Origin of the sequence: Microbulbifer sp. 2205BS26-8 (assembly GCF_030731025.1) — a bacterium.
Taxonomy (GTDB): domain Bacteria; phylum Pseudomonadota; class Gammaproteobacteria; order Pseudomonadales; family Cellvibrionaceae; genus Microbulbifer; species Microbulbifer spongiae.
This window is the reverse complement of sequence record NZ_JAVAMR010000017.1, coordinates 56,053-68,817: the sequence shown is the minus strand read 5'-3', so window position 1 is coordinate 68,817 and position 12,765 is coordinate 56,053. Positions and strand designations below refer to the sequence as shown.

The following is a 12,765-nucleotide window of genomic DNA, read 5'->3' as shown; positions in this document are numbered from 1 at the left end:
CAGTCTGGGGATCTGATTGTTATTATTATCATTACTATCGGAGTCGCAGCCAGCCAGAACGGCACTGAGCAAAATAATCCAAAAGAGTCTTAAAGTCATTTCCCTGAACCCCCGTTGCACCAATTTAAAAAATTAAGGTGCCAAGCCACGCTCTGGCCCGAGTGTTACAAGTTTTTTATGGAACCAATACGCCAATCATGGCACAAGTAGATTGATTGTGAGGCCTGCCGGGCTGTGAATGACAATGCCTTGATAATCACTATTTTTTGATCAACGGTTTCGATAAAAATAAAAGCAAAAATACGAAAGGAGTGCTTTCACCAAGTGTATAAGAAATTAGGAATTGCACAACTCGGATTCAACCCGGCAATACGGCACCAGCTTATCACGCATGCCACTGACCGCGCGGTAAAAGACCTCCCGCTATACGCAGCGATTAGGGGCTGGGCGGTATGGCAGTCCCTGACAAGCAGCAGGGTTGCCATTTTCAATGATGCCCGGCAGTGGGATTTTGATTGCCGCATGGAGTCTGAAGGCCGCGTAAAAGTAGTCGACAGGGTCTCTTGGAGCGCGACAGGGAGAGAGACAAAAAGTGCTGGGGTTCAGGACGGTTTCGGTACTATAAAAAAATCGGCGATGTTGTCCAGTAACCTTCTAACGCCAGTGGCGGTAAAGCGGGCCAGTGAAACCGGCCCTTTTTAAAAGGGTACTGCGGTTTCCCCAGGCTTCTGTGGTGAGAAATATAGGCATCCAAATGATTTTATTGGATTGCACTCGGTTTTCTTTCGTGTCAAAGCAGCGTAGAATCCAGAGACTTTTATCGGTATTTGGGCCGGTTTTTGCGAGCCAGTAGCGCAAGAGGCCCAAAAAGCCCAGGCAGTTTCCAGCCCGGGCATTTTCTGAAAGAGCCTTCCCTACAACAGGAGAACGGTACGTGACCTAAGCGTAAGTAAAAGGCGCTGGCCCAAGGTGTGCAACCACCAGGGGCCAGCTAACCAAATTGATAACACAAGTATCAAAATGGCTATATGGATAATACGCTAGAAGCCCGCTCGTCTTCAATAAAGCGGGGCCCCTGCAGGCGCTTGGCGAGGTACCCCAGGCTTTGGGCGCGTTGCGTTCGCCGGTTCTGCTTTACCGCCTACCGTTCCCGCGCCCCGCCCCGCTTTCCACTGTGATTGTTCAAATACGCCCATCACAAAAAGTCATCCCGGGATTTGCAACCCGGAAGGAAAGGCTTATGTTGGTTGTAAAACGCCGCCCCGGTGAGAATCTCAGAATTGGAACCCATGTTTCCGTCACCGTATTGGGTATTTCGGGTAACCAGGTTAGGGTGGGCATCGCGGCCCCCAAATCCCTGCCGGTGCACCGGGAAGAGGTGTATCTGCGTCTCCAGAAGGAACAAGCGCAGGACACGGAAAAGTGTTGAATAGCGCATTCTGCCAGGGGGGCGCCAGGTACCGCAGCTGTCCTGTGAGGCCGGAGCTCTGGCCCAACAAGGGCGAGCGCCTCCACCGCAGGTATCCGTGCAGTCACTCACCCCCTGGGTAGCCTGTGTTTTCGGCGAGCAACCCATGGCGTTTTGCGGGACCTGTGCCAGCATACGGATCACCACACATTGAGCGCTGGAGTTCAGGTGCGTTTTTGTATAATGGCACAGGCCGCCTGCCCGGCGGTATTGGCGGCAGGTTAACAAGTGGGGCGGCCACGGCGGCATGCGCTGCAAGAGTAAGTCGTGCAGCGGGAGCGACGATTGTTGGTGAGTATCACACTCACGGGGATTATTCGTTAATGGATGCAAAGACCCGTGCGGCTATAAGAACGAGTGACCCAGCTAAAGATGCGTTTACTTCAGATCATTTCTCAGGGGATTCTACATGGGGTGATAGTAAGGGAGTTACCACTGATACAGGAGGAAATCCCATTTATCCAGGCTATTTGGGCACACCAAGTGGTACATTCAGAGCATAGGATCCTGTAAGGGGTATGCAATATGAGAATTACCAGTTCAGCTAGCCTTCGAATGCTATTCATCTGCGCGGTTTTTTCTAGCCCAGCAATTGTATTTGGGCAGGAAATAAAAGGTATGAATGCAGAAATTCAAATATTAGGAGGTAAACAACTAAAATTGGTTGATCTGGCCCTTGCAGAATTTAGGAAAAATCACCTGAATAGCTCGGGCTATCAACGGTCTGTTTACCGTACCGAAAATGGTTATGTTGCGATATTTGAGGACCCTAATATGGCACCTGGCCAGCGGGGTTCGTCACCGGTGATGCTGAGCTTTGTAATCAAATTTGATAATGACTGTGAAGTAATTCGCTCTCATTTTATCAGGTAAACTGTAGTAGTTCAGATAGGCTATTGAAAAAGTCCCTTTAAAGAAATTTTTACCTTAATTCTTATAAAGCCAGAAAATTCAGAGCCTATAAAACAAGTATTTTTTTGATTCTAAAATTTCAGGATGATGGTCCTTTAATTCAAAATTTGGGTTTTTCAGCAGTCTGCAGACAAGGCATTGCAAAGTTGGCTCCCTTGACCGATTTGGCAGGACGTTTAGCCAACCCCAAGGCACGCTTCTATCACTATTTCTCTTTGGCAAAGAAAAAGATTGGTACTGATAGTTTCGTGTGTAACTCAAAGAGATTCCTGTACGGGTTCAAGGCCTTGCTCTGTGCCCGATGGGTTGTCGATTTTGGGTCAGCGCCGCCAGTAACTTTCAGCCAGTTGGTTGATCGATATCTCACAGATGAGCAAAAAGACATCTTGGGGAAATTGCTAGATGAAAAGCTCAATGGTGGAAAGGGTGATATTCAGTCGATTGATGATAGCTTAATCAAGGTGGCCAAAATGCTTTATGTTGATCTTGGTGCAGCTGGGGTTGAGGTATTGGATCTGCCTGCTATCTCTGATTATGAGCAGGTGTTTGTCCAGGTGCTTGTTCCTTAACAGAGACTGTGCACCTTCGTTCGGAAGAGAATCAATGTTTAGCAGACTTTCTGCTCGCCTGCGCTAAGTTGTTATGTACAATTTCCACCATATTCGTTCGGACATTGAGTCCTTCGCTACGATTAACCGAGTAAAGGGTTCGCCCAATTCAACCTGGCGCTCCTGGAACGACAACGGAGTCTATTCAGGGCATGGGTATTCGCTGGTGCGAACCTCAACTTGAGTATCCCTGGCGGCCCGCTTGGCACCTGGGTATTCCAGGGGAGTCCAGGCTTGGCGCTCGTTATTGAATCAGGTCCAGAATTGCCCTACATCGCTGGTGCTGGCTTGAGAGCGCTGGATCGCGTCAATAGCTTTCTGAATGTTCGGGTAGCTCGCTCCGCCCAAGTTAAGGGCGCCGCTCGCTGTCAACGTGGCGTTTATATAGTGATCACCAAGATCTGCTCGGATATCGGGTGGGGCTGAGATCAAGTCTTCGATGAATAACAGCTTTATTGTTAACGCGCACAGCTTTTTTCATGGCTGCACATTTTGTGCGGGAGCTTTGTTATTTTCAAAGGTGCCGCGCACAACTCAGGTAAGTTATGTGAAATCAAAATGGATAAACTTGGATGCCAATAACATATTGGATGAAGTGTTAATGAAAATGGTGGGCCTTCCCAGACTTGAACTGGGGACCTACCGATTATGAGTCGGGTGCTCTAACCAACTGAGCTAAAGGCCCATTTTCACTATGTCAGACGTTTCCGTATCCGGCCAATGGAGAGCGATGCGGATGCGTATACAACACCGCTTGCACAGATTGTAGCAAACGGCTGGCAAAGTACTCGATTTCCCTTTTTAAATCAATGTCTTTGTTGCAAGGATTTTCCTGTATGTGGGGCTGCTGATGGTATTGTTCGGGGTTTGGTTTTTTGCATCGATGAAGGGATATGTATTTTGGGGGGGCTTGTTAAGAGCAGAAAATCTTCGTTTTCACTTCTTGATTCCCTGCTCAGACAGGCGTTATGCCGCCGATACGCCGGTGTATTCGGGGAAGAGGAAGAGATGGGTGGCTAGTGGTATGTACGTTTTCAGAGCGACAGCTTTGGCAGCAATATGCAGCACCACACCAAAAAGGCCAACAACAGGGTAATGGCGACGGCGGCGGAGCCAGTGTCTTTTGCCATCTTTGCCAAAGAGTGCCGCTCTGGGCCAATGCGATCCACGGTAGCCTCTATGGCGCTGTTGATCAGCTCCAGGGGAAGTACCAGCAGGGTAGCGGCGATCAGAATCGCCCGCTCAGCGGGTGTTTCACCAACCCATAGGGCGAATGGTACCAGCAAGAGAGTGAGGATCACTTCCAGGCGGAAAGCTTCCTCGCTGCGCCAGGCGGCGATCAGGCCCTGCACGGAGTAGTCGGTGGCATTGATTAAGCGTGCAATGCCTTTCTTGCCCGGTTTGTTGGCGAACTCTTCTTGCATGGTGGTCTCCAGGAATCCCTAGGCCCCTCGCGGACAGTTGTGATTGTGCCATAGTCAAAGGCTCGGTCGGGACCGGGCCTTTGACTGGCGCTTACTCGTCGAGGAAGCTGCGCAGGTGTTCCGATCGGGATGGGTGTCGCAGCTTGCGCAGCGCCTTGGCCTCGATCTGGCGGATGCGTTCGCGGGTTACGTCAAACTGTTTGCCCACCTCTTCCAGGGTGTGGTCGGTGTTCATGTCGATACCGAAGCGCATGCGCAGTACCTTGGCTTCCCGCGCGGTCAGGCCGGAAAGCACCGAGCGGGTGGCGTCGTGCAGGCCGGTCTGGGTGGCGGTGTCCACCGGTGAGAACTGGTTCTGATCTTCGATAAAATCCCCCAGGTGCGAGTCCTCATCGTCACCGATGGGCGTTTCCATGGAAATGGGTTCCTTGGCGATCTTGAGAACCTTGCGCACTTTGTCCTCGGGCATTTCCATACGTTCTCCCAGCTCTTCCGGTGTGGGTTCGCGGCCCATTTCCTGCAGCATCTGGCGGCTGATGCGATTGAGTTTGTTGATGGTCTCAATCATGTGCACCGGGATGCGGATGGTGCGCGCCTGGTCTGCGATGGAACGGGTAATGGCCTGGCGAATCCACCAGGTAGCGTAGGTGGAGAATTTGTAGCCGCGGCGGTATTCGAACTTGTCCACCGCCTTCATCAGGCCGATATTGCCCTCCTGGATCAGGTCCAGGAACTGCAGGCCGCGGTTGGTGTACTTCTTGGCGATAGAGATCACCAGGCGAAGGTTGGCTTCCACCATTTCCTTCTTGGCACGGCGCGAGCGGGCTTCGCCGATAGACATGCGGCGGTTGATTTCCTTGATCTGGCCGATATCGAGGCCGGCGCGTTCCTGGCACAGGGCCAGTTTGCGCTGGGCGCGGACGATGTCGTCCACTACGTGGCGCAGGGCGTCTGAGTAGTCGCGCTTTTTCTTGATGACCGCAGGAATCCAGCTTTCGTTGATCTCGTTGCCGGGGAATTCCTTCACAAAGGTCTTGCGCGGCATGCGGGCACGCTTAATGCACAGGCTCATCACGAGGCGCTCCTGCTCGCGCACACTGTCAAGAATGTAGCGTACCTCGCCATAGAGGGGGTCGAACTGGCGCGGTGCCAGTTTGAAGTAGCGGAAAACTTCACCGACGGCTTCCAGGGCCTTTCCGGCCTCCTTGGAGCTGCGGCCATGGGTTTCTATTGCGGCATCGGCGGCTTTTTTTGCCGCGATCAGGGCATCCATTCGCTCGGCCAGCTCTTCGGGGTCGATGCCGCCAATGTTTTCCTCTTCCTCGTCCGTCGTTTCTGTATCGCTGGTGGCTTCCGCGGTCTGGTTGGCCTGGGCCCCAGGGGGAACATCTTCGGCGGGATTGAGCCAGCCGGCGATCACGTCCGGAACACGGCGCTCCTCTTTCCCGATCAGGGCGTATTCGTCAATGATCTGCTGAACGGCGCCGGGCCAGTAGGCGAGGGCGGCCATCAGTTCCCGCAGGCCCTCTTCGATACGCTTGGCAATGGCGATCTCGCCCTCGCGCGTAAGCAGCTCAACGGTGCCCATTTCGCGCATGTACATACGTACCGGATCGGTGGTGCGGCCTACATCGGACTCCACCGCGGCTAGTGCGGCGGCGGCTTCGGCGGCGGCGATCTCATCGGCGGAGCTGTCGCCTTCGGCCATCAACAATTCTTCGGCATCGGGAGCCTTTTCGAAGACCTTGATGCCCATATCGTTGATCATGCCAATAATGTCTTCCACCTGATCGGGATCGGAGATGTCTTCCGGCAGGTGATCATTTACCTCGGCATAGGTGAGATAGCCCTGCTCTTTGCCGCGGGCGATCAGATCCTTGATGCGGGAGGTTTGCTGTTGGGTTTTGTCGGTCATGCACAACCCTGAATTCTTGGGATGAAAATACGGGACAAAGACGCGGGATTATAGCGTATTTGCATTAGCAATAACCACTCTGGCTGTCAAGTGACGGCATTGGTGTGCGGCTTGGGGTGCTTGTGGTTCCCGATCCTGTCCGCGGGTGGGGGTGTGTGAATATAGTGTTCAGCCTGCAGTTTTCAAGGGCAAAGTGCAGATTAATTGTGTTTTTTTCGCCAATTGGCCAACAGCGCCAGCTGCTCTTCAGGGCTGAGCTGGGCGCCGCTTTTCAACTGGGCCAGCAGGTCGCGGTTGTGCTGCCTGCTGGCGGACTCCTCCAGGCGTTTCAGGCAGTCACTAAACTCCATGTGGGGGTCATACTCCAGGTTGCTGTCGCCCTGAGCCAGCTGGTGTATGCCGGATACCAGCGGGGACATGGCGAGTCTGGCCAGGATGTCGCAGGCGTCGGCTCCGTGATGGGCGCGCCAGTAACCGAGCAACTGGTTCAGGTTGTATTCGGGGCGGTCTCTGAGCAGTGCCACCAACTGAGAGAACAGCACCAGGTCGGGATCGCTGCTTGCGCGAAATTGCTCCAGATCCTCGACCTGGGCGCACAGCTGCGGGTGGTGCAGGAGCAGGGCAATCAACATGCGTTCCGGCGGCAGGTGATATTGGCCTCTGCGGCGCGGGCTGTCCCCTTCTGGTTCAAGATAGGTCGTGTCCTCCGCTGGCCAGGGCTCCGGTGATGTCTCGTGCTGGATATCCTGACTGGATTCTTGCGACGCCACGGGCGCCTGTTCGCTGGCGGTGTGCCGGGGCTGCTGGGCTTGGGCGTTGCGCGCTTTTTCTGCGCGGATCACTTCCTGCAGGGTCTCCTTATCGAGACCGGTGCGCGAGGCCAGCTGCTGAAACATCAGCTGGCGGTAGACCCCTTCCGGCAGCAGATCCAGCAGGGGCGCGGCCAGCTTGGACAGGCGCGCGCGGCCGTCCATGGTCTGCAGGTTGATGTCCTCGCTGAGCAGGTCGAAGAGGAAATCTTCCAGTGGCAGGGCCTGCGCTTCCATCAATTGCTGGAAGCGCTCCCCGCCCAGTTGGCGCACCAGGGTATCCGGGTCCTCCCCTTCTGGCAGCAGCAGAAAGCGCAGGCTGCGCCCGTCCTGCATCTGCGGCAGGGCGGATTCCAGCGCGCGGCGGGCGGCGGTGCGGCCGGCGCGATCGCCATCAAAGCAAAACATCAGCTCGGTGGCGTGGCGGAAAGCCAGCTGGATATGTTCCTCGCCACAGGCGGTGCCCAGGGTGGCCACCGCGCAGCGGATACCGAGCTGCGCCAGCGCCACCACATCCATATAGCCCTCTACCACAATCAGGCGGTCCAGATTGCGGTTGGCCTGGCGCGCCTCCCACAGGCCGTAGAGTTCGCGGCCCTTGTGAAAGATCGGGGTTTCCGGTGAGTTCAGGTACTTGGGCTTTTCCTCTCCCAGCACCCGCCCGCCAAAGGCGATAGTGCGGCCGCGCTGGTCGCGGATCGGAAAAATAATGCGGTTGCGGAAGCGGTCGTAGTGGTGTTGTGCACCGGCTTTGGTGTTGCCATCACTGTCCCGGCGGCGAATGGCTAGGCCGGCCAGCGCCAGTTGCTCGGCTTTCTGCGCAGAGTTCGCCAGAGCGTTTAGCAAATTGTCCCAGCCCGGTGGCGCCAGGCCGATACCGAAATCGCGGGCAATCTCGCCAGACAGGCCGCGATTGCGCAGGTAAGCCACGGCGTTGCCGGCGGCGGGATGACTGCGCAACTGTTCGCGGTAGTAGTCGGCGGCCTTTTCTGTGAGCTGGTAGAGGGGCTGGCTTTCCTGCTGGCGCTTCTCCCGGCCCGGCGCCGGTTGCTCGCGGGGTACTTCGAGGCCGCGTGTTGCCGCCAGCTTTTCCACCGCCTCGGGGAAGGGAAGGCGGTCGTACTCCATCAAGAAGCCGATGGCGTTGCCGTTGGCACCACAGCCAAAACAATAGTAGAACTGCTTGTCCGCACTCACGGTAAAAGACGGGGTCTTCTCGTCGTGGAAGGGGCAGCAGGCGGCGTAGTTCTTGCCGGTTTTGCGCAGTTTGACCCGGCTGTCCACCAACTCGACGATATCTGCCCGGGCGAGCAGATCGTCGATAAAGTGCTGGGGGATCCTGCTGGCCACGGCGCTCTCCGTTTCGGGATCAGGCCAGCTGGGCTTTGACCAGTTTGCTCACCGAGCCCATATCCGCGCGGCCCTGCACCTGCGGTTTCACCTGGGCGATGACCTTGCCCATATCCGCCATGCTGCTGGCGCCGGTATCCTGAACGGCGGAAGTGACGATTTCGTTGATCTCGGCTTCGCTCAATTGCCTGGGCAGAAACTCCTGGATCACCTCGATCTCGGCCTGCTCAACCGCCGCTAGCTCGGCGCGGCCGGCCTTCTCAAACTGGGTAATGGAATCGCGGCGCTGCTTGATCATTTTGTCCAGCAGGGCGAGGATGCGAGCGTCGTCCAGGTCGATGCGCTCATCCACTTCTACCCGCTTGATCTCGGCGTTGATCAGGCGCAGTGTGGCCAAGCGCTCCTTGTCACGCGCTTTCATTGCATCTTTGGTAGTCTGGGTCAGGGTGTCCTTGAGAGTGCTCATAGTGGGTGTTCCGGGATTGCGATTAGAGATGCTGGGTGCTAAGGATAGCGCGTCCGTGGCCGGGGGAGAATGCGGCTGAGAAAACGAAAAACGGCATGCGAGTATCACTCGCACACCGTTTGTGGAGCACCCCTCGGGGTGCATGGCCCATGCAGCGTCTCGCTGCAGCAGTCGGAATACTGCCTGGGGCGCGCTTAGTAGAGGCGCTGGAACTTGCGGTTTTCCCGCTGAAGCTTCTTGGCGTGGCGCTTTACAGCGGCAGCGGCTTTGCGCTTGCGTACTGCGGTCGGCTTCTCGTAGAACTCGCGACGACGCACTTCAGACAGTACGCCTGCCTTTTCACAGGAGCGCTTGAAGCGGCGCAGGGCGATATCGAAGGGTTCGTTGTCTTTGATTCGTACAGAGGGCATTAGGATACCTGTTAAAATTCATTTCACTCGGCCATTCCGGCAATACTCCCGCAGTTGCATCCGGTGGCCGGTTCACAGCGAGGGCGCAAATTCTAAACACTCCCCTGCGGGATCGCAACCCCATTTTCCAGTATCATAACCCCCCTTGAATAGGGGTAACGAGTGTGGGGTCAAGTGCGCGTTCTCGGTATTGAAACTTCCTGCGATGAGACTGGCGTCGCTATCTACGACTCAGAATCCGGTCTGCTCGGCCACGCACTGTTCAGCCAGGTGGCCTTGCACGCAGAGTATGGTGGTGTCGTCCCCGAACTGGCGAGTCGCGATCATGTGCGCAAACTGCTGCCTTTGGTGCGCCAAGTCATGGCAAAGACGGATACCACACCCTCGAACCTGGACGGCGTGGCCTATACTGCCGGCCCCGGCCTGGTCGGTGCCCTGATGGTGGGGGCCTGTACCGGCCGGGCCCTGGCCTATGGCTGGGGCATACCCGCGGTGGCGGTGCACCATATGGAGGGCCACCTATTGGCCCCGATGCTGGAGGAGAATCCGCCCGCTTTTCCCTTTGTGGCCCTGCTGGTTTCCGGTGGCCACACCCAATTAGTAGAAGTGCGCGGTCTCGGTGACTATAAACTGATGGGGGAGTCTGTGGATGACGCTGCCGGTGAGGCCTTCGACAAGGCGGCCAAGATGCTTGACCTGGATTACCCCGGTGGCCCGCGCCTGGCAGCCCTGGCCGAGAAAGGCGATCCCAAGCGTTTCACTTTCCCGCGTCCTATGACTGATCGCCCGGGTCTGGACTTCAGTTTCTCAGGCCTCAAAACCTATACCCTGACCACCGTGCGCCAGTACGCCCTTGAAGATGGCCTGCCGGATGAACAGACCTGTGCGGATATTGCCGCGGCATTCCAGGAGGCGGTGGTGGATACCCTGGTGATTAAATGCCGTCGCGCGGTCAAGGCGTCCGGGTACAAAACACTGGTGATTGCCGGCGGGGTTTCCGCCAATAAGCGCTTGCGCGAGCGCCTGACAATGAGCCTGCGCAAAGACGGTGTCAGTGTCTGCTACCCTCGCCATGAATTCTGTACCGATAATGGCGCTATGATCGCCTATGCGGGCAGCCTGCGCCTGCAGGCGGGTGCGCAAACAGGTTTGGCGGTGGATGTGCGCCCGCGCTGGCCCATGGCCGAATTGTCCAAGATCGCACTATAAAAAAGACAGCCGCTCCGGCAGTACAAAGAAAGGAGCTGATAGATGGATATTGTTTATATACGGGATTTAAAGGTGGATACCATTATCGGTATCTATGATTGGGAGCGGGAGGTGCGCCAGACCGTCAGTGTCGATCTGGAGATGGCTTTCGATATCAGCGAAGCGGCGCGCACAGATAATATCGAGTACACACTCAACTATAAGGCGGTGGCCAAGCGCTTGATCGCCTTTATTGAGAGCAGTGAGTTCCTGCTGGTGGAAACTATGGCGGAGCAGGCCGCTGCCATCGTGCGAAACGAGTTTGCCGTGGTCTGGCTGCGCCTGCGTTTATCCAAGCCCGGAGCTGTGCGCAGTTCCCGGGATGTGGGTGTCATCATTGAGCGCGGTGAGAGGCCGGTAAAAGGTGCAGCTGCAATGTCTGCGGGAGTGTAAACGTGGCTCAGGTGTATCTCAGCCTCGGCAGTAATGTCAATCGTGCGCAACATATCCGCGCGGCGTTGGCGGCGCTGGCCGCGCAGTTTGGCGAGTTGCAGGTATCCCGTGTTTTCGAGAGCGAGGCGGTGGGATTCCAGGGGGATAACTTTTACAACCTGGTGGTGGGTCTGCGTACAAGTCTGCCGGTGGGGCAGCTGGCACTCTGCCTGCGCGGCATGGAGGATGCCAATGGCCGCCTGCGCGCGGGGCCGAAGTTCAGTGCGCGCACCCTGGATATCGATATTCTCACCTACGATAACCTCGCAGGCACCGTCGATGGGGTAAAGCTGCCGCGGGGTGAGATCGTAAAAAATGCCTTTGTATTACAGCCTTTGGCAGAGATAGCCCCGCAAGCCGTTCACCCGATCGAGGAGAAGACCTTTCGCCAGTTATGGGACGAATACGATCGGGCTTCGCAGAGGCTGTGGCCGGTGGAGTTTACTTGGCCTGAATGGTGAGCTTGCCAGAGAAACTTAAAAAGCAGCCGCAGGGTGCTTTTTTATTTTTGTAGGCATCCTAAATATCTTTGGTCTAGTGGTGCGCGGCCAACAGCGTCCCGCTCGAAACCCTGATTGTCCATGCACCGAGTCAACTCGCCTCGATCGGTAGGGTTGGCCATAACGCCCTTGGCTGGTTTTTTCTATTCCTGACTGTTGGATAATAGCCGGATAATGTCCAGGGTCTTGCCGGGCTCCCAGCGCATGGCGGATACCATGCCATGCATAGCCAGCAGGCGCCGGTCGAGATCCCCCCTATCGCGAAGCTGCCGCAATTTTTCTCTGGCCTTTTTATAGCCCTGCTGTTCATAGGCCAGCAGCAACGAGACAGTTTGCTCCGCTGGGGTTACCTGGCGGGGAACCGGTGTATACCCCATGGCTTTTACCATACTCTCAGCTGCCAGCCAGGTGGACCAGGGGTTCTGGCCGGTAATGAGTTGGCCATCCACACTGACCTGCGCCAGATAGGCGGGTCCGCCTTGAAAAACTGCACCCTGCTCGCGCAGGCGATCTTCCAGCAGAAAGGGAAACCGCTGTGCGGCGTCGGGAATTAGAAACAGCTCTTCTTCATTGGTGAAAGCGCTGATTTGGCGGCCGGCAATCAGTGGCTCGCCACTGTCCAGGGTGACGTTGGCGAGCGCTGCCGGTCCATGACAAACGGCACCAATGACCTTGCCGTTTTTATGGAAGTCCCGAACCAGAGCCTGGATATCGGTATTATCGGGAAAATCAAACATGGTGCCCTTGCCGCCGACAAAAAATATGGCCTGGTAGTCCCCGGCGGATACCTGATCAATGGGAAGACTGTGATTTGCCTTTTGCTGTGCTTCCCGATCATTGAGAAAGGCGTAATCGAAAGGCCCCATATCGTCTTGATCAATGACCGCAGGTGGTTTGCCCCCTTTGGGGCTGGCAATATCCACAGTAAACCCATTGGCTGTAAATACGTAGTAAGGACGGGCCAGTTCGGTCAACTCATAGCCGGTGGGTTTGGTGGAGTCACCCATCACCCCTGTGCTCGTGACTACAGCCAGCACTTTGCCCCGTTTGATATCGGGCCTTTGTTGCAAATAGTGCAGTTCACTGCGTGTTGTATTGGAAAAGTCCTGTTCCAGTGGGGGAACCAGGCTCTGAATCCAGACAATAAAAGTGAGGCAGGTGCCACAAATGACAGCGAGCGCAATAAGGAGTTTCTTCAACATGCCGATCTCCAAAAACGTAGC

General features: G+C 55.9%; 12 protein-coding genes and 1 tRNA gene. 6 read left to right on the top strand and 7 right to left on the bottom strand.

What is annotated here, in order from left to right:
- Positions 1-1,240 precede the first annotated feature (1,240 nt).
- The 3 genes from csrA (at position 1,241) to Q5Y71_RS08200 (ending at position 2,949) form a co-directional block, all read left to right on the top strand.
- A complete protein-coding gene (gene csrA, locus Q5Y71_RS08210) occupies positions 1,241-1,429 on the top strand; it encodes a carbon storage regulator CsrA (protein ID WP_306041535.1) in 189 nt (62 codons plus the stop codon).
- Positions 1,430-1,993: 564 nt separating this feature from the next.
- Positions 1,994-2,341 carry a hypothetical protein gene (locus Q5Y71_RS08205; RefSeq protein WP_306041534.1) on the top strand — a complete coding sequence of 116 codons (348 nt, stop codon included), beginning with the start codon at positions 1,994-1,996 and terminating at the stop codon, positions 2,339-2,341.
- Positions 2,342-2,445: 104 nt separating this feature from the next.
- Positions 2,446-2,949 carry a DNA polymerase beta superfamily protein gene (locus tag Q5Y71_RS08200; RefSeq protein ID WP_306041532.1) on the top strand — a complete coding sequence of 168 codons (504 nt, stop codon included), beginning with the start codon at positions 2,446-2,448 and terminating at the stop codon, positions 2,947-2,949.
- Between the two features lie 647 nt (positions 2,950-3,596).
- Here the strand turns inward: Q5Y71_RS08200 and Q5Y71_RS08195 are convergent.
- The 6 genes from Q5Y71_RS08195 to rpsU all read right to left on the bottom strand — a co-directional run bounded on the left by Q5Y71_RS08195 (position 3,597) and on the right by rpsU (position 9,362).
- A tRNA-Ile gene (locus Q5Y71_RS08195) sits at positions 3,597-3,673 on the bottom strand.
- A 349-nt stretch (positions 3,674-4,022) separates the two neighbouring features.
- A complete protein-coding gene (locus Q5Y71_RS08190) occupies positions 4,023-4,412 on the bottom strand; it encodes a diacylglycerol kinase (RefSeq protein WP_306041531.1) in 390 nt (129 codons plus the stop codon).
- Between the two features lie 91 nt (positions 4,413-4,503).
- Entirely contained in the window at positions 4,504-6,327 is a 1,824-nt protein-coding gene (gene rpoD, locus Q5Y71_RS08185) for an RNA polymerase sigma factor RpoD (protein WP_306041529.1), read from the bottom strand.
- Positions 6,328-6,527: 200 nt separating this feature from the next.
- Positions 6,528-8,486 (bottom strand): DNA primase, encoded by a 1,959-nt coding sequence (gene dnaG / locus Q5Y71_RS08180; RefSeq protein ID WP_306041527.1) that lies wholly within the window; start codon positions 8,484-8,486, stop codon positions 6,528-6,530.
- Positions 8,487-8,505: 19 nt separating this feature from the next.
- Positions 8,506-8,952 (bottom strand): GatB/YqeY domain-containing protein, encoded by a 447-nt coding sequence (locus tag Q5Y71_RS08175; protein WP_306041526.1) that lies wholly within the window; start codon positions 8,950-8,952, stop codon positions 8,506-8,508.
- A gap of 194 nt (positions 8,953-9,146) precedes the next feature.
- Positions 9,147-9,362, bottom strand: a complete 216-nt coding sequence (gene rpsU / locus Q5Y71_RS08170) for a 30S ribosomal protein S21 (protein ID WP_020411530.1) — start codon at positions 9,360-9,362, stop codon at positions 9,147-9,149.
- A gap of 174 nt (positions 9,363-9,536) precedes the next feature.
- Here rpsU and tsaD point away from each other — a divergent pair, with 174 nt between their 5' ends.
- From tsaD to folK, 3 genes are read left to right on the top strand one after another with little or no spacing between them, the layout of a single operon-like run.
- Positions 9,537-10,571: a tRNA (adenosine(37)-N6)-threonylcarbamoyltransferase complex transferase subunit TsaD gene (tsaD, locus tag Q5Y71_RS08165; protein ID WP_306041536.1), complete on the top strand. Its 1,035-nt coding sequence runs from the start codon at positions 9,537-9,539 to the stop codon at positions 10,569-10,571.
- A 42-nt stretch (positions 10,572-10,613) separates the two neighbouring features.
- Positions 10,614-11,003 (top strand): dihydroneopterin aldolase, encoded by a 390-nt coding sequence (gene folB / locus Q5Y71_RS08160; protein WP_306041514.1) that lies wholly within the window; start codon positions 10,614-10,616, stop codon positions 11,001-11,003.
- A 2-nt stretch (positions 11,004-11,005) separates the two neighbouring features.
- Positions 11,006-11,503: a 2-amino-4-hydroxy-6-hydroxymethyldihydropteridine diphosphokinase gene (gene folK, locus Q5Y71_RS08155; protein WP_306041513.1), complete on the top strand. Its 498-nt coding sequence runs from the start codon at positions 11,006-11,008 to the stop codon at positions 11,501-11,503.
- Positions 11,504-11,685: 182 nt separating this feature from the next.
- On the opposite strand, the gene Q5Y71_RS08150 is transcribed toward folK, so the two are convergent.
- Entirely contained in the window at positions 11,686-12,744 is a 1,059-nt protein-coding gene (locus tag Q5Y71_RS08150; protein WP_306041512.1) for a type 1 glutamine amidotransferase domain-containing protein, read from the bottom strand.
- Positions 12,745-12,765 lie beyond the last annotated feature (21 nt).

Coding starts and splice junctions, on each gene's coding strand:
- Q5Y71_RS08205 (WP_306041534.1), top strand. CDS start 1,994: ATGAGAATTACCAGTTCAGCTAGCCTTCGAATGCTATTCATCTGCGCG.
- Q5Y71_RS08150 (WP_306041512.1), bottom strand. CDS start 12,744: ATGTTGAAGAAACTCCTTATTGCGCTCGCTGTCATTTGTGGCACCTGC.
- csrA (WP_306041535.1), top strand. CDS start 1,241: ATGTTGGTTGTAAAACGCCGCCCCGGTGAGAATCTCAGAATTGGAACC.
- rpoD (WP_306041529.1), bottom strand. CDS start 6,327: ATGACCGACAAAACCCAACAGCAAACCTCCCGCATCAAGGATCTGATC.
- Q5Y71_RS08175 (WP_306041526.1), bottom strand. CDS start 8,952: ATGAGCACTCTCAAGGACACCCTGACCCAGACTACCAAAGATGCAATG.
- Q5Y71_RS08190 (WP_306041531.1), bottom strand. CDS start 4,412: ATGCAAGAAGAGTTCGCCAACAAACCGGGCAAGAAAGGCATTGCACGC.
- rpsU (WP_020411530.1), bottom strand. CDS start 9,362: ATGCCCTCTGTACGAATCAAAGACAACGAACCCTTCGATATCGCCCTG.
- folB (WP_306041514.1), top strand. CDS start 10,614: ATGGATATTGTTTATATACGGGATTTAAAGGTGGATACCATTATCGGT.